Raw genomic sequence first — 23,687 nt, forward strand, 5'->3', positions numbered from 1 at the left:
ATCCATGACCGAGCGCACGCAATTCCGGTTCGGCCTCGTCGGCTACGGCGAGATCGGCAGCACCCTCGGGGCGGGCCTGCGCGGCGCCGGCCTCGAGAGCATCGCCTGCTACGACAAGTACGCCTTCGACGGGCCCTATGCCGACCTGATCCAGGGAAGGGCGCGGGAGGCCGGGGTCACGCTCGTGCGCTCGAACGCCGAACTCGCCGAGGCCGCCGATTTGATCGTCAGCGTGACGCCGGGCGTCGCCTCCCTCGACAGCGCCGAGGCCTTCGCGCCGGTGCTCTCGGAGCGCCACACCTTCCTCGACTTCGCCTCCGCCACCCCGAAGGTGAAGCAGGGCGTCGCCGAGCGCCTCGCGGCCACCGGCGCGCTCCTCGGCGACGGCGCCATCGAGGGCACGCCGCTGCACGGCTATTCCATGCGGATGCTGTCGAGCGGGCCCGCCGGCGAGCGGGTGCGCGACCTGCTGGTGCCCTGGGGGATGCAGATCGCCTTCATGGGCCCGACCCTCGGCACGGCGTCGGGCATCAAGATCCTGCGCTCGGTCCTCATCAAGGGCATCGAGGCCCTGCACGACGAGATGCTGCTCGCCGCCCGGCAATACGGCATCGACGAGGTCGTGCTCGCCTCCGCCTCGAAGACCCTGGCCCGGCCCTGGATGGACACGGTGCAGAGTCTGACCCCGTCGGGCGTCATCCATGCCAAGCGCCGGGCCGAGGAGCTGGAGATGTCGGCCGAGGCGGTCGCCGATTCCGGTGTCGAGCCGATCATGGCCCGGGCCATCGCCCAGCGCCTGCGCTGGAAGGAGAGCCTGGGGCTCAAGGACCACTTCAAGGGCGTCGTGCCGGCCACCTATCAGGAGGCGCTGGACGCGATGGTCGAGAAGGCGGGGTTGAAGGCGGTGAAGCCGAACTGATCTCGAACCGTTCAGGTCCAGTTCTCCGCCGATAGAAATCATGCACTCCTGGTCGTTCCGGGGCCGCGCAGCGGATCCCGGCGTGCCGAAGGCACGCACAGAGCCGCCTAGTCTGCCGAGTTCAGTTGAACGCTGTTCGCTGTTTCTGAAAACCTGAGTGTCTGTATTCCCGTCTCCGCTGCGCGGCCCCGGAATGACGGATTTGTTCTCAGGTCCCGTGAGCCAAGCAATCCTCTCAGATTCGGAATCCCCCATGCCCATCGGCTTCAAGATCCATCCCCGCACCCGCACGGTCGACGCCGCCACGGTCGAGAAGTTCAAGGCGATCGCGGTCGCCAACATCAGCGATTCGATGAGCCGCATGGTCCATGGCGGGCCGCAGCTTCGTCCGATGCATGGCGGCGGCGTGCTCTGCGGCGTCGCGCTGACCGTCAAGGCGCGCCCGGGCGACAACCTGATGGTGCATGCCGCCCTCAACCGCGTGAAGCCCGGCGACGTCATCGTCGTCGATGCCGGCGGCGACCTGAGCAACGCGATCCTCGGCGAGCTCATGCTCTCGCATGCTCAGCAGGTCGGCTGCGCGGGCGTGATCGTCAACGGCGCCGTCCGCGACTTCGGTTGGATCAAGGCGAACTCTTTTCCGGTCTACGCCGCCGGCGTGACCCATCGCGGGCCGTACAAGAGCGGCCCTGGCGAGGTGAACTGCACGATCGCCATCGACGGGATGGTGATCGAGCCCGGCGACCTGATCGTCGGTGACGACGATGGCTTCGTCTGCGTGCCGTACGACCTCACGGAAAAGGTCTTCGCCGCCGCCGACAAGAAGCAGCAGGGCGAGGCCAAGACCATGGCGGCGATCAAGGCCGGCACTGTCGACCGGTCCTGGGTCGAGCGCGAGCTTGAGAAGGCCGGCTGCGAAGGTCTCTGAACGACGCAAAGACACCAAGAATCGGGAGGACGGGACGTGAGCGCCGCAACAGACGAGCCGCAGACCCTCGAGGCAACGACCATGCGCCGGGTGATCCTCCGGCTCGTGCCGTTCCTGATGGTCTGCTACTTCTTCGCCCTGCTCGACCGGGTGAACGTGGGCTTCGCCGCCCTGCAGATGAACCAGGATCTCGGGCTGACCCCGGCGATGTTCGGCTTCGCCGCAAGCCTGTTCTTCGTCTCGTACTTCCTGGTCGAGGTGCCGAGCAACCTGGCGCTCCAGCGCGTCGGGGCGCGACGCTGGATCGCCCGGATCATGATCACCTGGGGCCTGGTGACGATGGGCATGGCGCTCGTGACCGGGCCGCATTCGCTCTACGTCATGCGGTTCATCCTGGGGGCGGCGGAGGCCGGGTTCTTCCCCGGCGCGATCCTGTATCTCACCTACTGGCTGCCGGGCCGGTACCGCGCCCGCGTGCTCGCCACCTTCACGGTCTCGATCCCGCTCGCGACCTTCCTCGGCTCGCCGGTGTCGGTCTCGCTGCTCGAACTGCACGGCTTCCTCGGCCTCAAGGGCTGGCAATGGCTGTTCGTGCTGGAGGGCCTGCCGACGGTGCTGCTGGGCATCGCCTGCCTGTTCGTGCTGACCGACAAGCCGAAGGACGCGACCTGGCTTTCGCCTGAGCAGCGCGGCTGGCTGGTCTCCCGCCTCGCCGAGGAGGCGGCGGGCAAGACCCCGGTCGGCCACATCTCGCTCTGGGGGCTCCTGCGCAACAAGTATTTCCTCACCATGGCGCTGGTCTGCGCAGGCGCCTCGGCCACCGGCAGCACGCTCTCGGTCTGGCAGCCGCAGATCATCAAGTCGTTCGGGCTCACCAACCTCCAGACCGGCTTCGTCAACTCGGTGCCCTACGGCATCGCGACGGTACTGATGATCCTGTGGGGCCGGCACTCCGACCGCCGGGCCGAGCGCACCTGGCACACCGCGATCCCGCTGCTGCTCGCCGGCCTCGGCCTCGCCTTCCTCAACCTCGCGGGCGGCATCACCCTGACGATCGTCGCGGTGTCGTTCGCCCTTGTCGGCGCCTACGCCTTCAAGGGGCCGTTCTGGGCGCTCTCGGCCGGCTGGCTCTCGGCCGGCACCCTGGCGGCGGGGCTCGCCGGCATCAACGCCATCGCCAACCTGATCGGCGGCGGCCTGATGGTGAACGTCGTCGGCCTGGTGAAGACCGCCACCGGCAGCTTCGCCCTGGGCCTTCTCCCGGTGGCGCTCCTCGACCTGGCGGCCGCCGTCAGCGTCGTGATGATCAGCCGCTCGCACGCCCGCTCCGTGCGGGCGCAGGCGGTGCCGGCCTGATCGATCCCGCATCTTCCGAGGCCACCGATGTACTTCGCTCCGCCACCAACCGTCACGGCCGAAATCTTCACCCGCCTGCCGGACCACTACCGCGTGCGAAAGCCCACAGCCTGGGCCGACGCCAATCGCGGCGGGGAGGCGATCGACTCCTTCCTCGAAGGACCCGTCTTCGACCGCCGGGGCCGGCTCTACGTCACCGACATCCCGCACGGCCGCATCTTCCGGATCGCGCCGGACGGAACCTGGGACCTCGTCGCCGAGTATGACGGCTGGCCCAACGGCCTGAAGATCCATCGCGACGGGCGGATCTTCATCACCTGCTACAAGCACGGCATCATGCGGCTCGACCCCGATACGGGATCGGTGACGCCGTTCCTCGAAACCGCGGGATCGGAGGGATTTCGCGGCGTCAACGACCTGACCTTCGCGTCGAACGGCGATCTCTACTTCACCGACCAGGGCCAGACCGGCCTCCAGGATCCGACCGGCCGGGTCTACCGCCTGCGCCCCTCCGGCGAGCTGACCTGCCTGATCGACACCGTGCCGAGCCCCAACGGCATCGTGGTCGACACCGCGATGAAGAACCTGTTCGTCGCGGTGACCCGGGCGCAGCAGATCTGGCGCATCCCGGTCGGGACGAGCGGGCTGGTCTCGAAGGTCGGGGTGTTCGCGCAGCTCCATGGCGGCATGGGCGGGCCGGACGGCATCGCGCTCGACGAGGAGGGCTGCCTGATCGTCGCCCATACCGGCTTCGGCTCGATCTGGCGCCTGTCGCCGGTGGCCGAGCCGCTGCTGCGGGTGAGATCGCCCGCCGGGATCTCGACCACCAACGTCGCGTATGGCGGGCCGGACCGAACAACCCTGTTCATCACCGAATCCGCCACCGGCAGCATCCTGACGGCGCCGATGCCCGCCCCCGGCCAGCCCCTCTTCTCCCACGCATGAGCGCCCCGATGAGCACGATGACGCGGCGCGATCACCTCGCGCTCTTGGCAACCGGCTCCTTGGCAACCGGCTCCTTGGCGGCCGGCTTCGCCCTCGGCAGTGCCGGCCCGGCCGCCGCCCAGGCCGTGCGCTGGTCCGGCGGCACCGGCCGGCCCCGGATCGCGGTGCCGGCGAACGCCACCGACTGCCACCACCACATCTACGATGCCCGCTTCCCCCCGGCGCCGGCCGCGACGCTGCGGCCGCCGGATGCGAGCGTCGAGGATTATCGCGCGCTTCAGCGCCGGCTCGGCCTGACCCGCAACGTCGTGGTGCAGCCCTCGACCTACGGCACCGACAACCGGCTGCTGGTGGAGTCGCTCAAAGCCTTCGGGCCGACCGCCCGCGGCATCGCGATGCTCGACGCCGGCGTCACTCCCGAGGAACTGCGCCGCCTCGACGAGGCCGGCATCCGCGGCGTGCGCTTCGGGACGCGGCTCCCGGGCGGCGCGCCGATCACCGATCTCGAACCGGTCGCCCGCAAGATCGCCGATCTCGGCTGGCACATCCAGCTCGTCTCCGAGGGCGAAAGGATCGTCGAGCTGAAGGAGGTGCTGGAGCGTCTGCCGGTCCCGGTGGTGTTCGACCATATGGGCCACCTGCCCGAGCCCGCCGGGCCCGACCATCCGGGGTTCCGGGTGATCGCCGACCTGATCGCCAAAAGCGGCGCCTGGGTGAAGCTCACCGGCGCCTACATCCTGTCGAAGTCCGGCCCGCCGCTTTACGCCGATCGCGGCCGGCTCGCCCGCGCCTACGTCGCGCTCGCCCCCGAGCGGCTGGTCTGGGGCTCCGACTGGCCGCACCCGACCGCGCCGGCCGATGCCAAGCCCGACGATGCTGGCCTCCTCGACCTCCTGGCGGACTGGGCGCCCGATCCGGCCGTGCAGGCCAAGATCCTGGTCTCGAATCCGGCCCGGCTCTACGGCTTCTGAAAGATTTTCAAATGATCCCGCGCGGCGCAGGCAAGTTGCGGGCCCCCCTCTCCCGTGTGGGAGAGGGGTCGGGGTGAGGGTGGCTCGGGTTCGGAATCGATCGCCGAAGGTCGAGCTGCGCAGCTCGACAGCTCAGGGGCATTGCGGAACCTGAGCCGCCCTCACGCGGCATCTCCGATCTCCAGGCCTCTCTCCCACATGGGAGAGGGGAGATGCGCCTTATTGTCAATCGACACAAAACAAGAATTAGGAGAGATCACCATGACGGCTACTCTCACTCCATCGCGCCGGGACATGCTGAAAGCCGCCGGCGCTCTCGCTGTCACGACCTTGCCCACCGGCAAGGCCCTCGCCCAAGTCACGGCCCCCGCCCAAGTCACGGTACCATTCTCCTCCGGCACCGAGCGGCCGAAGACCGAGGTGCCGGCGCAGGCCTGCGACTCGCACATCCACATCTTCTCGACGCGCTTTCCGGCCTCGCCGCACTGGAAGGGCCAGCCGGTCGCCGACAGCGACGTTGCGGCCTACCGGCTGTTCCAGCAGCGGATCGGGACCAGCCGCACGGTCGTCGTGACTCCGTCGACCTACGGCATCGACAACCGCGCCACCCTGGACGGGGTGGCGCAGCTCGGTGCGTCGGCCCGCGCCGTCGTGGTCGTCGATCTCGACGTGACCGAGGCCGAACTGAAGGACATGGCCGCCCGGGGGGCCGTCGGCATCCGGGTGAACTTCGTCACCCCGCAATCCTGGGGCGTCACCACGGCGGAGCGCCTGGAGGCGATGGCCCGGAAGGTCCATCCCCTCAACTGGCACGTCCAGGTCTACATGACCGGCGATCAGATCGCCGACCATGCCGAGGTGCTGGCGCGCCTGCCGACCCCGCTGGTCATCGATCACCTCGCCCGCCTCCTGCCCGGGCAGGGGCCGAACCACCGCGCCGTCCCGGTCGTCCGCAAGCTCCTCGATGGCGGACGGACCTGGATGAAGCTGTCGGGCGCCTACCTCAACACCACGAGCGGCCCGCCGGCCTACGCCGACGCGACCGAGGTCGCCCGGCTCTTCGCGAAGGCGGCGCCGGAGCGCATGGTCTGGGGCAGCGACTGGCCCCATCGCGGCGAGAAGCACATGCCGGACGATGCCGGCCTGTTCGACCTCCTGGCCGAGTGGGCCCCGGGCGAGGCCGCGCGGCGGCGCATCCTCGTCGAAAACCCGGCGACGCTTTACGGCTTCGGCAGGTCCTGAGCGGCGAGCCCTCAGCGGGGCGTGGGATCCTTGATCGCCGCGCCGTTGCGTGACTGGTCCCGGGCCGACGGTCGAGGGACAGCCGCGGGGCCCGGCGTGCAATCTCGCCCCAGGCTCGGCAACATCCGGGCCCGAGGCGCGCGATCGACCGACTTCGACGATCCGCCATCAAGCGTTGCGCAGCCAGTCCCGGCGCGATCGTCGAAGGTCCCGAACTGGCGCGTAGCCGACCGGTCGGCATGCTTACTCCTGACCCAGGCTGTGTGAGCGCGCGGTTTTGGTCGCCGGTATGCGGAGTGAGCCCTTGCGGCGACCCCGCGTGCAGAGGGGGCTTGTGCCCGGATCGCCGTGATCGGCGCTCCAACTCCCAACGATCCGGATCATCCGCTTCATGGTGTAGGCCAGAACCTGCGGGCTCATCTCGGTTCTGACCCTCGCGAGTGTTCGGGTCAGGAGGTGCGCCGTTCCCATACACGGCGGCCTTGGTCCTTGGGCGGCTTCTGGTCCCCGGAGCGACTGATGCCTGGCTCACTGCCGCGGCGGCGACGGTGGCGAGGACGGTGGCGCCGACTTGCCACGAATCCGGCCTGACGTAAGTCCTGGTCACTCGTACGGCCGGGTCGCCCTGGCCGAGGGACGCTCCGAGAACGCATCGTACCAGGCCGTCAAGGCCGGACGCTGCTCGCGCCAGTCGAGGTCGGCGAAACGGAAATCGGCGTAGCCGAGCGCACAGCCCAGGGCGATGTGATCGATGCCGAACTCCCCGGCTCCAAGTGCTCCGGCGCTTCGCTCGAAGCGATCGATCGTCGCCGCGGTCTTCTCGGCGAAGGCCAAGAGCCACGCCGCCGATTGCTGTTGGGGCGGCTTCGACCGCTCGTTGCGCCACAGGTTCAGGACGTCGATGAGGCCGTTGGCCAGGGCCTGCCGGCTCAAGGTCGCCCAGCGTCCCGCCCCGGCGGCCGGAACGAGGCCGCCTCCGGCCAGGGCATTCAGGTATTCGACGATCACGCCGGAATCGACGAGGACGGTCCCGTCCTCGAGAACGAGGGTCGGGATCTTGCTCAGCGGATTGTCCGCCATCAGGTCCCGGTTCGGCCGGCCGATCGCCACGCGGGTACTGCGACAGTCGATCCGGCCGACGAGGCCGAGTTCGTGGGCCGCGATCATCACCTTGCGGGCGTAGGGAGATCGCGGCGACCAGTGGAGAATCATCGGCATCGTCGTCCTCGCTGAGCGTGAGGCCCGGCCCCCGGTCATCGCTCCCGGGTCACGAGGCCGAGGATGCCCGTCAGCGAGGCGGACACCACCAGCATCGCCGCGAGCCCGAGGAGCCCGGCATTGAACGAGCCGGTCGCGTCCTTGAGCACGCCCATGATCCAGGGTGCCACGTAACCGCTCAGGCTGCCGACCGCGTTGATGAAGGCGATGCCGCCCGCCGCCGCCGCGCCGGTGAGGTAGCGCGAGGGCAGGCTGTAGAAGGCCGGGCGCGCCGAGCTCAGTCCGATCACCGCGAAAGTGATGCCGATCATCGCCGGGATCAGGGAGCCGAACATCACCGAGATCACGAAGCCGGCCGAGGCGACGAGGCAGGTCGCCGCGAGGTTGGCGAGGTGCCGGCCCGTCCGGTCCATGTGGCGGGCCCAGGCGATCATCGCCACCGAGGCGACGAGGTAGGGCACGGCCGAGAGCCAGCCGATCGCCACCGTCGAGAGGCCGTGCCCCTTGAGGATCAGGGGCAGCCAGATCGCGATGCCGTTGATGCCGAGCCAGTAGCTGAACAGGATGCCGGTGAGGAGCCACACCTTGCCGTCCCGCAACGCCGCCAGGAAATCCTTGCGCGGCCGGCTCGTGCTCTCGCGCTCCAGCGCCTCGATGAGGGCGCCGCGCTCCTCCGCCGTCAGCCAGGCCGCCTCCCTGGGCGTGTCGCGCAGGACCATCAGGGTGAGAACGCCCATGATGCAGGCCGGCAGGCCCTCGACCACGAACAGCCATTGCCAGCCCTTCCAGCCGAGGAGGCCGTCGAGCTGCAGGAGGCCGACCGAGAGCGGGCCGCCGACCACCGAGGAGAGCGGGATCGCCACCAGGAACCACGACAGGACCCGGACGCGGTTCCGGGCCGGGAACCAGGTCGAGAGGTAGAACAGCACGCCCGGGAAGAAGCCGGCCTCGGCCGCGCCGGTGAGGATGCGCAGGCCGTAGAAGCTCGTCGGCCCCGTCACCAGGGCGGTTGCCGCCGACAGGAGGCCCCAGGAGATCATGATCCGGGCCAGCCACCGCCGCGCGCCGACCCGGTAGAGGATCAGGTTGCTCGGCACTTCGAGCAGGCAGTAGCCGACGAAGAACAGCCCGGCCGCCGCCCCGAACTGGGCGTTGGTGAGCCCGAGGTCGCGGTTCATGGTCAGCGCCGCGAAGCCGACGTTGGTCCGGTCGATGTAGTTGAAGAAGTAGGCGACCGCGAGGATCGGGATCAGCCGGACGAGGTTCTTGCGCGTCGCGCTGGCGAGCAGCGCCTCGGAGGTGGTCGCGGCCGGGATGGTCGCGAGCGTGGCGGTGGCGGTCGTCATCGGATCCTCCGGCCTCAGGCGAAGCCGAAGAAGCGGGTCGGGTTGTCGACGAGCAGGAGCCGGCGGTTCGCCTCGTCGGGCACGATCGCCCCGATGAAGTCGACGAGGTCGCCGTCGTCGGGCATCGGCCCGTGCAGGTTCACGTGCGGCCAGTCGCTGCCCCACAGCACCCGCTCGGGCGCGTGCCGGGCGAGGCCGGAGGCGAGCGGCACGACGTCGGAGAAGGGCACGCCTGTCTTCGAGAGGCGCTCGGGGCCGCTCAGCTTGACCCAGACCTTCCCTGTGTCGAGGAGCCGCTTCAGGGCGCCCGCCACCGGACCGTCCGGCCCCTCGGCGATGTCGAGGCGGGCCATGTGGTCGATCACCACCGGCGTCTCGATGGTGCGGATGAAGGTCTCCTCCTCCACGAGCTGCCGGCCGCCGACATGGATCTCGGTGTGCCAGCCGTGGGGCCGGATCAGGCGGATCGCGGCCGTGATCGCCTCCGGCGAGAGCCGGCCCGCGAGATGGGCCATGAAGTTGAAGCGCGAGCCGCAGATGCCGGCCTCGGCGAAGTTCGCGATCTCCTCGGGCGGCGTGTCGGGGCGCACCAGGGCGACGCCGCGATAGCGACCTTGTCCGCTTGCCAGGGCATCGAGCAGGGGCCGGTGGTCGAAGCCGTGACCCTGGCTCTGCACGATCACCGCGCGAGCGAGGCCGACCGCCTCGTGCATCCGGCGAAGCGCCGTCTCCGGCGCCTCGTTCGGCGTGAAGCTGCGGTCAGCCGGCAGCGGGAAGCGGTCGAACGGGCCGTAGATGTGGCAGTGGGAATCGCAGGCGCCGGCCGGCAGGGCGAGAGCCGGCTTGCGGGGATGGGCGACCGGCGGCGGTCCTTCCGGCTGCGGCGAGGCTGCGGGCGTCGTGGCGGTCGCGGTGCTCGACATGAGGGTCCGGTCTCTCTGTTCGGCAGTGCGGCTCGATCGCGGGGCCATCACGGCCAGGACCGACCCGATCGGGACATGGGAGGGTCGTCAGCGCGTCGGCACGGCCGTCGGAGCCTCGACGGGATCGAGGCCGCTCCGCTCGAGGGCCGCGCGAGCCTCGGGCGTGGCCAGGAAGGCGACGAAGGCCCGTGCCGCCTGCTGGTCCTTCGCGCCCGCGGAGATCGCCGCCGTCATGGTGCTGACGTTCTGGACCTCGTCCGGCACCGGCCCGACCAGATCGACCCCGGCGACGGTGCGCAGCTCGCTCACCTGCTGGATGCCGAGGGCGATCTCGCCGCGGGCGATCGCCTCGCCGACCAGCTCGCCGGTGACCTTGTGCATCTTGCGCGCGATCCGATCGGCGATCCCGAGGCGCTTCACCAGCTCCGTCGAGACGAAGACGCCGCTCGCGCCCTCCGAGTAGCCGATCGAGGGCGCCGCCAGGAGCGTGTCGCGCAATTCGGCTACCGTGCCGATCGGCGGCTTTGCCGCGCCGGCCTTGACCCCGACGCCGATGCGCGAGCGCACCACGTCGGTCCGCGAGGCTGGAGTGAAGCGGCCCTCGGAGACGAGCTTGTCGAGGGAGCCGGAGACGATCAGCAGCACGTCCGCCGGCTGGCCGGCCGCGATGCGGACCGGCAGCGCATCCTTGGTGGTTCCGAAGGACGGCCCCCAGCTCAGGGCGAGCGTATGGCCCGTCGCCTTCTCGAAGCGAGGAGCGATGGTCTTGAAGGCGCCCGTGAAGGCGCCCGACACCAGGACGTGGATTTCGCCCGCATTCGCCGCCCCGGTGGCCAGCATCATGGCGGCGAGACCCATCGCGGCGGCGCTTCCAGCCTTGGATGAGGTCATGCTCTCCTCCCTTGTCGCATCGTGCTGCGTCGAAACCTGCGACACCGGGCCTGACGGCAGCCGCACCTGTCTTGGGCAAGCAGGCGGGTCGAACGCGGCGGCGAACGGGCAGGTTTTGAAAATGATCCGCTCTGCGGCGGTGGTTTTGGATACCGAGACCAAGCCCGGACATCAAGTCGGATCAGGCACAAAAGTGCATAAAAACGCTGTTTTTCGTCGCTATGCCGATTGATTATAGCAATATATTCTGACAAAGCATTGGACGTTGCTCAGGGAACCGCTATCCGTCGGGATCGGAAGGGGACCCCTATGAGGCCCCCACCAAGAAATCCCCGTGAGGAAACGAGCGAGATGGCACGCCTGAAGCAGCTCTACGTCCAGGTCATCATCGGCATCCTGGCCGGAATCGCCCTCGGCGTGCTGGCGCCGAGCGCCGCCATCGCCGTCAAGCCGCTCGGCGACGCCTTCATCGGGCTGCTGCGCATGATGCTGGCACCGATCATCTTCTGCTCGGTCGTGCTCGGGCTCACGCACGTCGCCGACATGCGCCAGCTCGGCCGCCTGGCGCTGAAGTCTCTGCTCTACTTCGAGATCCTGACCACGATCGCGATGGCGCTGGGCTTCGTGGCGGTCAACGTGATCGAGCCCGGGGTCGGGCTGCACGCGACCAACCTCGCGATGAACGAGAACGTCGCGAAGATCGCCAGCAACGCCAGCCACTTCACGGCGATGGGGTTCTTCCTCTCGATCATCCCGCACACCCTCGTCGACGCCTTCGCCAAGGGCGAGATCCTGCAGGTGCTGCTGATCTCGATCCTGACCGGCGCGGCACTCAGCGTCGGCGGCGCCGGCCGCGACTCCCTGATCCTGCGCGGCATCGGCGAGGCGCAGGACGTGCTGTTCCGCATCCTCGGCTTCATCATGCGGCTGGCGCCCTTGGGCGCATTCGGCGCGATGGCGGCGGCGGTCGGGGCGTTCGGGGCGACGACGCTGGTCTACCTCGCCAAGCTCGTCATCCTGTACTGGCTGACCTCGCTGTTCTTCGTCCTCGTGGTGCTCGGCGGCGTCGCGGCCTCGATAGGCCTGTCGATCTTCGCGATCCTGCGGCTGATCCGGGACGAACTGCTCGTCGTGCTCGGTACCGCCTCGAGCGAGGTCGTGCTGCCGCGGCTGATGGAGAAGCTGGAGAAGGCGGGCTGCGACGGGGCGATCGTCGGCTTCGTGGTGCCGAGCGGCTACAGCTTCAACCTCGACGGCACCTCGATCTACATGGCGATCGCCGTCGCCTTCATCGCCCAGGCCACCGACACGCCGTTCGATCTCTGGCAGCAGGCCGGCGTGCTGGCGATCCTGCTCCTCACCTCGAAGGGCGGCACGACGGTGGCGGGCGGCGCCTTCATCAAGCTCGCGGCGACGCTGCAATCGGTGCGCTCGCTGCCGCTCAACGGGCTGGGCCTGCTGTTCGGCGTCGACCGCCTGATGGCGACGTGCACGGCGCTGACCAACGTCGTCGGCAACGTCGTGGCGACCTTCACCATCGCCCGCTGGGAGGGCGCCTTCGACCCGCAGAAGTGGAAGGCCCTCCAGGCCGAGATGGCGGCGGGCGGAATCGCGCTCGAGGCCGAGACGCCGCGCGCGATCGCGCCGGCTCAAGCCCCGCCCTCGCCGACCTCGCATTGAGGCAAGGCGCGTGTCAGCCCTCCGCCGCTTCCTCGACCATGCGGGCGCCGGCCCAGGCGCCCCTTGCCACCAGCCCGGCCACGCAGGCCCGCACCAGGCGCGACAGTTCAAGCGTCAGCCAGGCGCTGCGTGCCTCCACCGGCATACCGATGCAGATGGTCGAGGTGAGCGGCGGGCGCTCGATCGCGCGGGCCACGAACTCGCCCCGCTCCACCTCGAGCGCGACGCCTGCGAAGGTCTGGATCGTCGCCCCGAAGCCGCGGCGCACCAGCGACTTGATCAGCGGGATGCTGTCGACCTCGATCGCCACGTCGAGGCGCAGGTCGTGCTGGAGCGCCGCCCGCTCGATCAGCCGGCGGTTGCTGTGGGGCAGCGAGGGCAGGATCAGCGGCACTTCGGGCAGGTCGGCGAACCCGATGCCCTCCGGCGCGGCCGCCGGGTGATCGGGGGACAGAGCCAGCACCATGCGCTCGTGCAGGAGCGGGCGCAGCGCGATGCCTTCGAGCGGCATCGGATTGTGCAGGACGGCGATGTCGATGCGACGGTCCAGCAGCCACTCCTCCAGGAGGGTGCTGATGCCCTCGCGGATCACCAGGGTCGCCTCGGGCCAGCGCGAGCGGAACTGCTCGTAGATCTCCGGCACGATCAGCAGGCCGGAGGTCGGCGCCACGCCGAGCGCCACCTGGCCGGAGAAGGTCTGGCGGCCACCGCGCACCCGGTCGACGGTCTGGCCGATATGGTCGATCAGCGCCTCGGCCTCGCCGAGCAGGATCGCCCCGGCCTCGGTGATCTCGACGCCGCGGCCGTGGCGGACGAGGAGCTGCACGCCGAGCTCGTCCTCGAGCTTCTTGAGCTGCCGGCTCAGGGCGGGCTGCGCCACGTTGAGCCGGCTCGCCGCGGCGCTGAAGCTCCCGGCCCGCGCGACCTGCACGAAGTAGCGCAGCTCCCGGATGTCCATCGCCGCTCCCGCGCTCCCGCCCCGGTCCGGCCGTGATGCCGGTTGGCCGAAGACCAAACCACCGCCGCCGCGCCGGGTCAAAGCCGCGGGCGGCGCCCTACCCCGATTGCCGAGGACGAGACGATGAGAATCCGAGATCTGCCGCGCGAGGAGATGACGGAGGCGCAAGGACGTGTCGCCGACGAGGCCGTGGCCGGCAAGCGCGGCCGCATCCCGGCCCCGTTGCGGGCCTGGATCCACAGCCCCGAACTCGGCGCCCGGGCGCAGCGGCTCGGCGAGTTCTGCCGCTACGACACCACCCTCGGCCCGCGCCTGTCGGAGCTGGCGATCCTGGTCGTCGCGCGCTTCCACACCGCCCATTACGAGTGGTTCGCCCACAAGCGCGAGGCGCTGAAGGCCGGGCTCGATCCATCGATCGTCGCCGACATCGCCGCGCGCCGGATCCCGGATCTCGCCGAGCCGCGCGACCGGGCCGTCTACGACTACGTCTCGACCCTGCTCGTCACCCATCGCGTGCCCGACGACGTCCACGCGGCAGCCGTCCGGGCGCTCGGCGAGGCGGGCGTCGTCGAGCTCGTCGGGGTCGTCGGCTACTACATCCTCGTCGCCCTGACGCTGAACGCCTTCGAGATCGGCTTGCCGGACGGCGAGACCTCCGATCTCGCGCCCTGACACGGCGCGAACATCTTCGAACGACCTCAGACCAAGGAGAACGGCGATGGCCGGACGGTTGCAGGGCAAGGTGGCGATCATCACGGGAGCGGGCTGCGTCGGCCCGGGCTGGGGCAACGGCCGGGCGGCGGCGGTGATCTTCGCCCGCGAGGGCGCGCGGGTCTTCGCGGTCGACCTCCGGGCCGAGGCGATGGGGGAGACCGTCGCCCGCGTCCGGGAGATCGGCGGCGACATCACCACGCATCTGTGCGACGCGACGAAGGCCGGAGAGGTCGAGGCGATGGTCGCGGCCTGCGTCGCGGCCTACGGGCGGGTCGACATCCTGGTCAACAACATCGGCGGCTCGGCCGCGGGCGGCGCCGTCGCGCTCTCCGAGGAGGCCTGGGACCGGCAGATCGACTTCAACCTGAAATCCGTATTCCTGACCTGCAAGTACGCGATCCCCGAGATGGAGAAGGTCGGCGGCGGGTCGATCGTCAACACCGCCTCGACGTCGGGCATCCGCTACACCGGGTCGCCCCAGGTCGCCTATGCCAGCACCAAGGCGGCGATCATCCAGTTCTCGCGGGTGACGGCGGTCGAGTACGCATCGAGGCGCATCCGCGTGAACACGGTCGTGCCGGGCCAGATGCACACGCCGATGGTCGAGGCGCGCCTCGCCGGCCAGCGCTCGGGCGGAGACGTCGACGCCCTGCTGCAGACGCGGCTGAAGCGCATCCCCCTCGGCTTCATGGGCGACGGCACCGACACGGCCAACGCCGCCCTGTTCCTGGCATCCGACGAGGCGCGCTTCGTGACCGGCACCGAGATCGTGGTCGATGGCGGCATGACCGCGCGCTGCGACTGACCTCACATCCTCAAGAGCGCGCCGCCACGACGGCGGCGGCTCGCGGCTCATCGTTCGACCTCGGCGGCGGCCCGGACGCCGGGGAGCGATCTCGCACGCCTGTTGCGGCGAGCGAGACTGTCTGCCGGTGCCCCTGCACGATCTGGAGGAACGACGATGCGACGCCTTCTGCACGCCCTTGCCCTCGGCTCCCTGATGCTCGCCGCGACCCCGGTCTTCGCCCGCGACGCCGGACCGGTCACGCACAGCATGACCGGGCGCGGCAACGTGACGATCGAGGCCCTGTCCCAGGGCAGCGGCCCGACGATCGTGATCCTGCCCTCGCTCGGCCGGTCGGGGGAGGATTACGACGCGGTGTCGCGGCTGCTGGCCGAGGACGGCTTCCGGGTGCTGCGGCCGCAGCCGCGCGGCATCGGGCGCAGCGCAGGGCCGATGGAAGGACTGACCATGCACGACCTCGCGGCGGACGTCGCCAGCGTGATCGAGCACGAGAAGGCGGGCCCGGCGGTCGTCGTCGGCCACGCCTTCGGCAACTTCGTCGCCCGCCAGATCGCGGCGGACCGGCCCGACCTGGTGAAGGGCGTCGTCGTCGCGGCCGCGTCCGCCGGCAAGGTGCCGCCCGGCAGCACAGAGAAGCCGATCGGCCCCGAGATGCGCAAGGCCATCGACGGTCCCTCGGACCCGTCGCTGCCGGAGGAGAAGCGCCTGAAATACCTGCGCATCGCGTTCTTCGCTCCGGGCAACGACCCGCGGGTCTGGCTCGGCGGTTGGAACGAGGCCGTCCACCACATGGAGTCGCACGCCCGCAACCACACGCCGGTGGACGATTACTTCGCGGCCGGCAGCGCCCCGATCCTCGACCTGCAGGCCGAGCACGACCCGGTGGCTCCCCGTCGCTTCGCCGGCGTTCTGAAGTCGCTGCTCGGCGACCGGGTGACGATCGTGGTGATCCCGAATGCCAGCCACGCGCTGGTGCCGGAGCAGCCCGCGGCCGTCGCCCGTGAGATCGCCAAGTTCACCCGCAACCTCGACGCCAAGTAAGACCCCGGCGCCTTCGAACGGAAGCGTTCGAAGGCGCCGGCCCAGCCTGCAAGGCGTCCCTGTCCTCGCGTCGGCACCGATGCCCCGGACGCCTTGGCTGCGCGCGCCCGGAACGGCGGCCCGTGCCCGGCATCTGCGCGTTCCCCGGCTCCGATCGGGTCGCGACGCTCGACGATCGTCGCCCCGGACACGGATCGAACGGGATCGTTCAATACCGCGAGTTCCGGGCCGTATCGGAAGCCGGTCCCGCGAGACGGTTCGCTCGCGGTGCCCGGCCCCGGACGAGGGACAGCACGGACCTGCGCCACCTTCGTGACTTCGTGACACTCGCCGAGCCGCGGCATTGCGGGCGGGCGAGGCCTGAACATGGCGCAGTCGCCGCCGCCCCGGCGGAGCAAGGCCTGGAGGACGAGTTGGGAATGGTCCTGTCCGACCGCGGCACGCGGCGGGTCGCGCTCGCCCCGGCCGACACGGTTCTGTTCCGTGAGGCGCGCCAGATGACGTTCTCGGCCACGGCATGGGCCGGGAAGCCGGCGGGCGCGATCACCGGCACGCGGCCGGAGCGCACGTCCTCTTCCGCCACGATTCCGCGCATCCCACCCCAATGGTCGCCGTGGGTGAGGGAGTAGATCACCGCCGAGACCGGCAGCCCTTCGCCGGCAGCGGCGACCTCCACGCCTGCATGGTCGCCTATGTCGGCGAGGTGCGGCCGGACCGGGAGCCGTGACCGCCGCTCCCGCCCCGCGGCGCGTCCCGCCCGGTCACGAGGCGATCAGCGCCGGCATCGCCGGCCGCTCGTGCCGCGGGCCGGCGGGATCGGGCGGCGCGGCGCAGGTCCGGTTGCGGCCGCTCAGCTTCGCGTCGTAGAGGGCGGCATCGGCGAGCCGGAACAGGTCGGTCGGCGCGCCGGTCCCGTAAACCGTGCTGGCGGCGAGGCCGATGCTGACGGTGACCGGGCCGACGTCGCGCCCATCCGCCTCGACGGCGACCACGGCGACGCTCCGGTGCACCCTCCTGGCGACGCAGGCGGCGCCGTCGGCATCGGTGTCCGGCAGGACGATGGCGAATTCCTCGCCGCCGAACCGGGCGACGAGGTCGCCCGGCCGGCAGGCGCTCGCCGACAGCGCCCGGGCCAGTGCCTTCAGCACCCGGTCGCCCACGGCGTGGCCGTAACGGTCGTTGAAGCCCTTGAAGTGGTCGGCGTCGACGATGAGCAGGGAGACGGGATGGCGGCTGCGGCGCGCCTCCGCCCATCTCCGCTCGAACGCATCCTCGAAGTGGCGGCGATTGGGCAGGCCCGTGAGCACGTCGGTATGCGCCGTCTTCTACGATATGCGCGATCAGGATCTCGGCGCGCAGGTATTCGAGGAAGGCGTGGCGCTCGGTCCGTTCCAGGACGAAGGACCCCATCAGCAGGAGGCAGGCGCCGGACAGGTAGAAGCTGATCGCGAACTGGAACGAGGCCACGTCGATCTCCGGCCGGAGCGAGAGGCACCCGACCTGGATCGCGACCGCCGCGGCGAGCGCGAGGGCGGCCATCCGCACCCGCACCCTCTGCACCAGGGTGCAGTACGACATCGTGATCATGCCGCCGAACTGATAGATCAGGACGTAGGGCGAGGCGGTGAAGAGCGTGGCCGCCGACGGGAGCAGGATGGCGAGGATCGTGCAGCCGACGATCATCAGATCGTCCTGCCTGTTCGTGGACGTGCGGGCGTGGGCCCAGAGCGCCAGGAGGGTGATCGGCGTGAAGACCAGGAGCCGCAGCACGGCGAGCCAGCCGGCGATGTCCGCCATGATCTGCCGGTCGGCAAACAGCGCCGCGTCGTAGATGACGATGGCCGCCAGCACCGTGATCCGGGAGGCCCGAAGCCGACGGGTCCGCATCTCGGCCTCGAAACGCGCCTCGATGGCCGGCGCGAAGCGCAGGCGGTTGAGACCATCGAGCTCGGCCTAGATGCCGGGCACAGGCGGCAGATTCGACAAGGGCGGCGTCCCGACGGTCCGGCGTACCGGCTTTTACTATCCAATGCGATCTTAATATCTCATTTCCGTAGCGGAAATGCGCCGTCGGAAGTGTAGATTGCCGGCCCGGGTTCAAAAACTCGCGAGGCAATCACCGATCGTATTCGTTGCCGACGCCGCGTGCCGGCGAACACGAGAGAGGCCGATCGGCGGCGATGCCCCGGCCCCGGCTCCGCGATGTCTGGCGACGCGGCAGTCCCGGGCCCCGGCGCGATGGGTCGAAAACGCCTGCATTGCTTGCCCGGAGACGGCGGAGGCTGAGCGATCACGGTCTCTTGCCTCCGGCGGGATCGGGCGTCGTCGCCCGACCTCCGTTCGCCGGGTAGAGGGTCAGGGCGACGCTCCCTCTTTTCCCCGCCAGGGCCGCCCGGTCCCGCGCGGCGTCACCCGCGCGCCCCGGGAACCACGAGGACGACGCGGGTGGACTGGACGACGGGCATGGATCGGCCCCTCTCGCGCGACGGCGCCGCGCCGTCCGGGTCCGGCGTCACGGGGCGGGCCGATCAGCCCCGTCGGCAGGAGGGACGCCGCGACGGCGAGGAGCAGGGCCTCCCCGCTTCCGATCGTCCGGTAGCGGGACCCTCCTCGATCGTCGCCCCGGCTACCGCACCGCCTCGCGGTGCGGCGACGCCGCCTGCGGCCGCGCCGCCGGCCCGGGGGCGGCCGCCTTGCCGAACCGGGCGTAGAGCGCCGGCAGCACGACGAGCGTCAGCAGGGTCGCGCTGATCAGGCCGCCGATGACCACGGTGGCGAGCGGCCGCTGGATCTCGGCCCCGGTCCCGGTGGCGACCGCCATGGGCACGAAGCCGAGCGAGGCGACCAGCGCCGTCATCGCCACCGGCCGCAGGCGGGTCATCGCGCCCTCCAGGATGGCCTCGCGCTTCGGCCGCCCCTCGGCGATCAGCTGCGTGACGAAGGTCAGCATCACGAGCCCGTTCAGCACCGCCACGCCCGAGAGTGCGATGAACCCGACCGCCGCCGGCACCGAGACCGGCATGCCGCGCAGCCATAGGGCGGCGATGCCGCCGGTGAGCGCCAGCGGCACCGCGCTGAACACCAGGAGCGCGTCGCGGGCGGAGCCGAGCGCGGAGCAGAGCAGCAGGAAGATCAGGAAGAAGCAGACCGGCACCACCACCGTCAGCCGCTGCCGGGCCGAGGCGAGGTTCTCGAACTGCCCGCCCCAGGTCACGAAGGAGCCCGGCGGCAACGCCACCCGGCGCGCGACCCCGGCCTGCGCCTCGGCGACGAGCGAGCCGATGTCGCGGCCGCGCACGTTCGCCGTGACAACGATCCGGCGTCTGCCGTTCTCGCGGCTGATCTGGTTCGGTCCCTCGGTGACCGAGAAGCGCGCCACCTGCCTGAGCAGGACCGAGCCCGCCCGGCCGTTCGGCCCGGGCGGCAGCGGCACCGGGATGGTTTCCAGCGCCTCGCGGTCCTCGCGGACCTTGTCGGTGAGCCGCACCACGATCGGGAAGCGCCGGTCGCCCTCGAACACGATTCCCGCCTCGCGACCGCCGATCGCCGCCCCGATGACCTCCTGGATGGCGCCCGTGCTCAGGCCGTAGCGGGCGGCCCCGGCCTTGTCGATCGTGATCTCCAGGAACGGCAGGCCGGCGATCTGCTCGACCTTCACGTCCTCGGCGCCGTCGATGCCCTTCAGCACCGCGGCGATCTGGTTGGCGGTCCGCAGCATCGGCGCGAAGTCCTCGCCGAACACCTTCACGGCGAGGTCGCCGCGGGTGCCGGCGAGCAGCTCGTTGAAGCGCAGCTGGATCGGCTGCGAGAACTCGTAGACGTTGCCGGCGAGCCGGCCGATCGCGGCCTCGATCCGCTCCTGCAGCGCGGCCTTGGACAGGCTCGGGTCCGGCCAGTCCTCCTGCGGCTTCAGGATGACGAAGGTGTCCGACGAGTTCGGCGGCATCGGATCCGAGGCGACCTCGGCGGTGCCGGTCTTCGAGAAGACGTAGGCGACCTGCGGGAAGGTCGAGACCACCGTCTCGACCTTGAGCTGCATCGCCTGCGACTGGCTCAGCGAGGTCGAGGGGATGCGGGTGGCGTTGAGCGCGATGCTCTTCTCGTCGAGCTGCGGGATGAACTCGGTGCCGAGCCGGGTCGACAGGAGGCCGGCCCCGGCAAGCAGCAGCAGCGCCAGGGCGACGAAGGCGAGGGGCGCCCGCACGGCCGCGGCGAGCACCGGCCGGTAGGCCCGCTTGAGCGCAGCGACGACGAGGTTGTCCTCCTCGGTGACCTTGCCGGTGACGACGACCGCGATCAGCGCCGGCACGAAGGTCAGGGACAGGACGAAGGCCGATGCGAGCGCGATGATGACGGTGAGCGCCATCGGCTCGAACATCTTGCCCTCGACCCCCGTGAAGGTGAGGAGCGGGACGTAGACCAGGATGATGATGGCCTGGCCGTAGAGCGAGGGCTTGATCATCTCCTCGGCCGAGGCGTGCACGGTCCTGAGCCGCTCCTCGGTATCGAGGGCGCGCCCGAGCGCGTGCTGCCGCCCGGCGAGGTGGCGCAGCGCGTTCTCGGTGACGATCACCGCCCCGTCGACGATGAGGCCGAAATCGAGCGCGCCGAGGCTCATCAGGTTGGCCGAGATCTTCGCCTCGACCATGCCCGTGAGGGTCATCAGCATGGCGACCGGGATGACGAGCGCCGTGATGACCGCGGCGCGGATGTTGCCGAGCAGCAGGAACAGGATGACGACGACGAGGGCCGCGCCCTCCAGGAGGTTCTTCGCCACCGTCTTCACCGTCGCCTCGACGAGGCGGGTGCGGTCGAGGACGGTCTGGACCTCGATCCCGGGCGGCAGGCTCCCGCGGATCTGGGTCATCCGGGCATCGACCGCGGCGGCGACCGTGCGGCTGTTCTCGCCGATCAGCATCAGGGCGGTGCCGATCACGACCTCCCGCCCGTCCTCGCTGCCTGAGCCGGTGCGCAGGTCGCGCCCGATGCGGACCTCGGCGACGTCCCGGATCCGCACCGGCACGCCGCCGCGGGTCGCCACGACGACGGTCTCGATGTCCTCCATCGTCTCCAGGCGGCCCGCCGCCCGCACGACGTAGCCCTCGCCGTTGTCCTCCAGGTAGCGCGCGCCCTGGTTGGCGTTGTTGGCCTCAAGCGCCCGGGCGACGTCGGAGAAGGACAGGTCGAGGGCGGCGAGCTTCGTCGGGTCGGGCTGGACGTGGTACTGCTTCTCGAAGCCGCCGATGCCGTCGACGCCGGCCACGCCCGGCACGGTCCTGATCCGGGGCCGGATGATCCAGTCCTGCACCGTGCGCAGGTAGGCGGTCTGCTCCAGCTCCGTCTTCAGGCGCTGGCCCTCGGGCGTCAGGTAGCCGCCGTCCGGCTGCCAGCCGGGCGCGCCCTCGGCCGAGACCGCGCGCGCGCCGGGCTTCGCGTAGTGGATCGACCACATGTAGATCTCGCCGAGGCCGGTCGAGATCGGCCCCATGGCGGGCTCGGCGCCGGGCGGCAGGTCCTTCCTCACCTGGGCGAGGCGCTCGGCGACCTGCTGGCGGGCGAAGTAGATGTCGAGCGTCTCGGAAAAGACCGCGGTGACCTGCGAGAAGCCGTTGCGCGAGAGCGAGCGGGTGTAGTCGAGCCCCTTGATGCCCGCGAGCGCGGCCTCGACCGGGTAGGTGACCTGCTTCTCGATGTCGACCGGCGAGAGCGAGGGCGCGGTCGTGTTGATCTGCACCTGGTTGTTGGTGATGTCCGGGACGGCGTCGATGGGCAGCTTCGTGACCGCGTAGCCGCCGAAGCCGGCGACGAGGAGCGACAGGAGCAGCACCAGCCAGCGCCGGCGGATCGAGACGTCGAGGATGCGGGAGATCACGGCGCCTCTCCTCAATGGTCGTGGCCGGCGTCGCTCTTCCCGAGCTCGGCCTTGAGGAGGAAGGTGTTGGCGACGGCGACGGCCTCGCCGGCCTTCAGCCCGGAGACGACCTCGACGGCGTCGTCGTCGGAGCGTCCGAGCGCGACCTCGCGCTTCTCGAAGCCCTCGTCGGTGCGCACGAAGACGACCCGCCTGCCCTCGACGGTCTGGAGCGCCGACTTGGCGACCCGCACCGGGACCCGGTCGCGGGCGATCTCGATCTCGGCGGTGACGAAGGTGCCGGGACGCCAGGCCATGTCCTCGTTCGGCAGCGCGACGACCACCCGGGCGGCGCGGGTCTCGGCGTTGAGCAGCGGGCTGACGAAGATCACCCGGCCCGGCGCGCCGGGCGCGTCGCCCGCCCGGCCCGGGGTGACGGTCACGCCCGCCCCCTCGCGCACCTGGGGCAGATCGGCGGTCGGGACCGAGAGCTCGATCCACACCGTCGAGAGGTCGGCGACGGTGTAGACCTCGGACGGATCGCCCTCCTTGCCGACGGACGTGCCGACGTCGACCTTGCGCTCGACGATGCGCCCGGACAGGGGCGAGCGCAGCTCGTACTGGCGCAGGGTCGATGCGTTCGGGGTCGTCTCGTCCCGCCGGGCGAGCCGCGCCACCTCGGCGGCGTTCAGGCCGAGCGCCGAGAGCTTCTGGCGGGCGAGGTCCTGGCGCAGGGCGGCCTCGGTGGCGACGGCCCGGGCGTTCAGGTAGGCCGATTCGGCCGAGACCCGCTTGTCCCACAGCGCCTGCTGGCGCTCGAAATTGGTCTTCTCCAGCTCGGCCCGCACCACGGCGGTGAGGTACTCGCTCTTGGCGTCGGCGACCTCGCGGCTGTCGAGGACGGCGACGACCTCGTCCTTCCTCACCGCGTCGCCGAGGCGCTTGCGCAGTTCGGCCACCGTGCCGACGACCCTGGCCGGCACCCGGGCGATCCGGTCGGTGTCGGGCGTGACGGTGCCGGGCACCAGGATATGGCGCGACAGCGTCCCGCCCTCGACCGGGGCCACCGCGATGTCCTGGCTCGCGACCTGCTCGGCGGTCATCGCGACGTGACCCTCCTCGCCGTCGGCATGCGCGTGCGCGCCGGGGGCGCGGCCGCCCGGCGCGGCGGGGTCGGCGTCGCCCGCGGCACGGTCCGTCGGCGGGGCCGCGATCCGGGTCGCCGCGACCTCGGGCGCGGCGGTGGAGACGAGCAGGGAGGGCGGCACGCCCGCCGCCGTGAGGGCGCCCCTGACGAGCCCGGAGACGGACGGGACGGCGGCGCCGACGGCGATGCCGACGGCCAGGGGAAGCGTGGCCGGGAGGATGCGCATGGGAGGACTCGGCCGGGGGCCGGACGCCCCGCGGGGCGGTCACGGGCGATCCCGTCTGTTCGCGTGGAGGAGGCCGGCGCCGCGAGCGGCACCGGGCGGGGACACGCGCCGCTTTGGGCGCGGCGTCACCTCACGCGCGAGGAGGCCTCGGCAGACGGTCGGGAGCGAGGGAGGAGACCGCCTCGGTCAGCCGGGCATAGAGCGGGGGCGCGCCGTCGCAGGCGGGGTCCGCGGAGGCGGCCGCCAGCGGCGCGGCCTGGTGGCAGCCGCAATGGAGGTGGCAGGCCAGGCCGGGATCGGCGGCGCCCGCATCGTGCGCGGCGGCGCTCGCGACGACGGCCTCCGGGCCGGTGACGATCATTTTCCCGGTGACGATTCCTGGCCCGGTGACGATCCCTTGCCCGGTCGCCTGCCCCCGGCTGCCGGCATGAAAGGCGAGGTCGGCCGCCTCGCCGGATTCGGGCGCGACCAGCGACAGGGCGAGCACGAGCGCGAGCATGCGGGCGGCGACCGCCCACCATCCTCC

Annotated in this window: 22 protein-coding genes; 13 read left to right on the plus strand and 9 right to left on the minus strand. The window is 70.8% G+C overall.

Annotated elements, in window-relative coordinates:
- Positions 1 to 4 precede the first annotated feature (4 nt).
- The 6 genes from A5481_RS14985 to A5481_RS15010 all read left to right on the plus strand — a co-directional run bounded on the left by A5481_RS14985 (position 5) and on the right by A5481_RS15010 (position 6,361).
- Positions 5 to 919 (plus strand): DUF1932 domain-containing protein, encoded by a 915-nt coding sequence (locus tag A5481_RS14985; RefSeq protein ID WP_048432756.1) that lies wholly within the window; start codon positions 5 to 7, stop codon positions 917 to 919.
- 253 nt (positions 920 to 1,172) lie between these two features.
- Positions 1,173 to 1,847 (plus strand): RraA family protein, encoded by a 675-nt coding sequence (locus A5481_RS14990; RefSeq protein ID WP_048432757.1) that lies wholly within the window; start codon positions 1,173 to 1,175, stop codon positions 1,845 to 1,847.
- A gap of 36 nt (positions 1,848 to 1,883) precedes the next feature.
- Entirely contained in the window at positions 1,884 to 3,203 is a 1,320-nt protein-coding gene (locus A5481_RS14995) for an MFS transporter (protein ID WP_167350037.1), read from the plus strand.
- Positions 3,204 to 3,230: 27 nt separating this feature from the next.
- Complete coding sequence (locus tag A5481_RS15000; RefSeq protein WP_048432759.1) at positions 3,231 to 4,148, plus strand: SMP-30/gluconolactonase/LRE family protein; 918 nt, start codon at positions 3,231 to 3,233, stop codon at positions 4,146 to 4,148.
- Between the two features lie 8 nt (positions 4,149 to 4,156).
- Positions 4,157 to 5,119 (plus strand): amidohydrolase family protein, encoded by a 963-nt coding sequence (locus A5481_RS15005; RefSeq protein WP_048432760.1) that lies wholly within the window; start codon positions 4,157 to 4,159, stop codon positions 5,117 to 5,119.
- A 261-nt stretch (positions 5,120 to 5,380) separates the two neighbouring features.
- Positions 5,381 to 6,361, plus strand: a complete 981-nt coding sequence (locus A5481_RS15010) for an amidohydrolase family protein (RefSeq protein ID WP_048432761.1) — start codon at positions 5,381 to 5,383, stop codon at positions 6,359 to 6,361.
- Between the two features lie 603 nt (positions 6,362 to 6,964).
- Here A5481_RS15010 and A5481_RS15015 read toward each other — a convergent pair.
- The 4 genes from A5481_RS15015 to A5481_RS15030 form a co-directional block, all read right to left on the minus strand.
- Positions 6,965 to 7,579 (minus strand): glutathione S-transferase family protein, encoded by a 615-nt coding sequence (locus tag A5481_RS15015; RefSeq protein WP_245238702.1) that lies wholly within the window; start codon positions 7,577 to 7,579, stop codon positions 6,965 to 6,967.
- Between the two features lie 35 nt (positions 7,580 to 7,614).
- Entirely contained in the window at positions 7,615 to 8,925 is a 1,311-nt protein-coding gene (locus A5481_RS15020; RefSeq protein WP_048432762.1) for an MFS transporter, read from the minus strand.
- A 14-nt stretch (positions 8,926 to 8,939) separates the two neighbouring features.
- A complete protein-coding gene (locus A5481_RS15025; protein ID WP_048432763.1) occupies positions 8,940 to 9,848 on the minus strand; it encodes an amidohydrolase family protein in 909 nt (302 codons plus the stop codon).
- 87 nt (positions 9,849 to 9,935) lie between these two features.
- Positions 9,936 to 10,739, minus strand: coding sequence for a substrate-binding domain-containing protein (locus A5481_RS15030; protein ID WP_048432764.1), 804 nt, complete (start codon positions 10,737 to 10,739; stop codon positions 9,936 to 9,938).
- Between A5481_RS15030 and A5481_RS33530 the strand changes: the two genes are divergently transcribed.
- Both A5481_RS33530 and A5481_RS15035 read left to right on the plus strand, forming a co-directional pair.
- A complete protein-coding gene (locus A5481_RS33530; RefSeq protein WP_156311762.1) occupies positions 10,738 to 10,971 on the plus strand; it encodes a hypothetical protein in 234 nt (77 codons plus the stop codon). The genes A5481_RS15030 and A5481_RS33530 overlap by 2 nt on opposite strands.
- Before the next feature lie 119 nt (positions 10,972 to 11,090).
- Entirely contained in the window at positions 11,091 to 12,419 is a 1,329-nt protein-coding gene (locus A5481_RS15035; RefSeq protein ID WP_048432765.1) for a cation:dicarboxylate symporter family transporter, read from the plus strand.
- A gap of 13 nt (positions 12,420 to 12,432) precedes the next feature.
- Here the strand turns inward: A5481_RS15035 and A5481_RS15040 are convergent, their stop codons facing one another.
- On the minus strand, positions 12,433 to 13,377 hold the full coding sequence (locus A5481_RS15040; RefSeq protein WP_048432766.1) for a LysR family transcriptional regulator: 945 nt from the start codon (positions 13,375 to 13,377) through the stop codon (positions 12,433 to 12,435).
- Between the two features lie 123 nt (positions 13,378 to 13,500).
- Here A5481_RS15040 and A5481_RS15045 point away from each other — a divergent pair, with 123 nt between their 5' ends.
- The 4 genes from A5481_RS15045 to A5481_RS35925 all read left to right on the plus strand — a co-directional run bounded on the left by A5481_RS15045 (position 13,501) and on the right by A5481_RS35925 (position 16,566).
- Positions 13,501 to 14,049 carry a carboxymuconolactone decarboxylase family protein gene (locus tag A5481_RS15045; RefSeq protein ID WP_048432767.1) on the plus strand — a complete coding sequence of 183 codons (549 nt, stop codon included), beginning with the start codon at positions 13,501 to 13,503 and terminating at the stop codon, positions 14,047 to 14,049.
- Positions 14,050 to 14,095: 46 nt separating this feature from the next.
- Positions 14,096 to 14,896: an SDR family NAD(P)-dependent oxidoreductase gene (locus A5481_RS15050; RefSeq protein ID WP_048432768.1), complete on the plus strand. Its 801-nt coding sequence runs from the start codon at positions 14,096 to 14,098 to the stop codon at positions 14,894 to 14,896.
- Positions 14,897 to 15,052: 156 nt separating this feature from the next.
- The gene (locus tag A5481_RS15055) at positions 15,053 to 15,937 is read left to right on the plus strand and encodes an alpha/beta fold hydrolase (RefSeq protein WP_048432769.1); all 885 of its coding nucleotides are present in this window, start codon (positions 15,053 to 15,055) and stop codon (positions 15,935 to 15,937) included.
- A 419-nt stretch (positions 15,938 to 16,356) separates the two neighbouring features.
- Entirely contained in the window at positions 16,357 to 16,566 is a 210-nt protein-coding gene (locus tag A5481_RS35925; protein WP_048432770.1) for a hypothetical protein, read from the plus strand.
- 132 nt (positions 16,567 to 16,698) lie between these two features.
- On the opposite strand, the gene A5481_RS15065 is transcribed toward A5481_RS35925, so the two are convergent.
- Positions 16,699 to 17,244: a GGDEF domain-containing protein gene (locus A5481_RS15065; protein WP_053082284.1), complete on the minus strand. Its 546-nt coding sequence runs from the start codon at positions 17,242 to 17,244 to the stop codon at positions 16,699 to 16,701.
- Here A5481_RS15065 and A5481_RS33540 point away from each other — a divergent pair.
- Positions 17,237 to 18,019 (plus strand): hypothetical protein, encoded by a 783-nt coding sequence (locus A5481_RS33540; RefSeq protein WP_156311763.1) that lies wholly within the window; start codon positions 17,237 to 17,239, stop codon positions 18,017 to 18,019. The genes A5481_RS15065 and A5481_RS33540 overlap by 8 nt on opposite strands.
- Positions 18,020 to 18,563: 544 nt before the next feature.
- Here A5481_RS33540 and A5481_RS15075 read toward each other — a convergent pair.
- From A5481_RS15075 to A5481_RS15085, 3 genes are all read right to left on the minus strand, one after another.
- Positions 18,564 to 21,809 (minus strand): efflux RND transporter permease subunit, encoded by a 3,246-nt coding sequence (locus A5481_RS15075; RefSeq protein WP_048432772.1) that lies wholly within the window; start codon positions 21,807 to 21,809, stop codon positions 18,564 to 18,566.
- Between the two features lie 11 nt (positions 21,810 to 21,820).
- The gene (locus A5481_RS15080; RefSeq protein ID WP_048432773.1) at positions 21,821 to 23,161 is read right to left on the minus strand and encodes an efflux RND transporter periplasmic adaptor subunit; all 1,341 of its coding nucleotides are present in this window, start codon (positions 23,159 to 23,161) and stop codon (positions 21,821 to 21,823) included.
- Between the two features lie 130 nt (positions 23,162 to 23,291).
- A complete protein-coding gene (locus A5481_RS15085) occupies positions 23,292 to 23,660 on the minus strand; it encodes a hypothetical protein (RefSeq protein ID WP_342447324.1) in 369 nt (122 codons plus the stop codon).
- Positions 23,661 to 23,687: the final 27 nt, after the last annotated feature.

It is taken from the genome of Methylobacterium platani, from assembly GCF_001653715.1.
In the GTDB taxonomy this organism is placed as follows: domain Bacteria; phylum Pseudomonadota; class Alphaproteobacteria; order Rhizobiales; family Beijerinckiaceae; genus Methylobacterium; species Methylobacterium platani.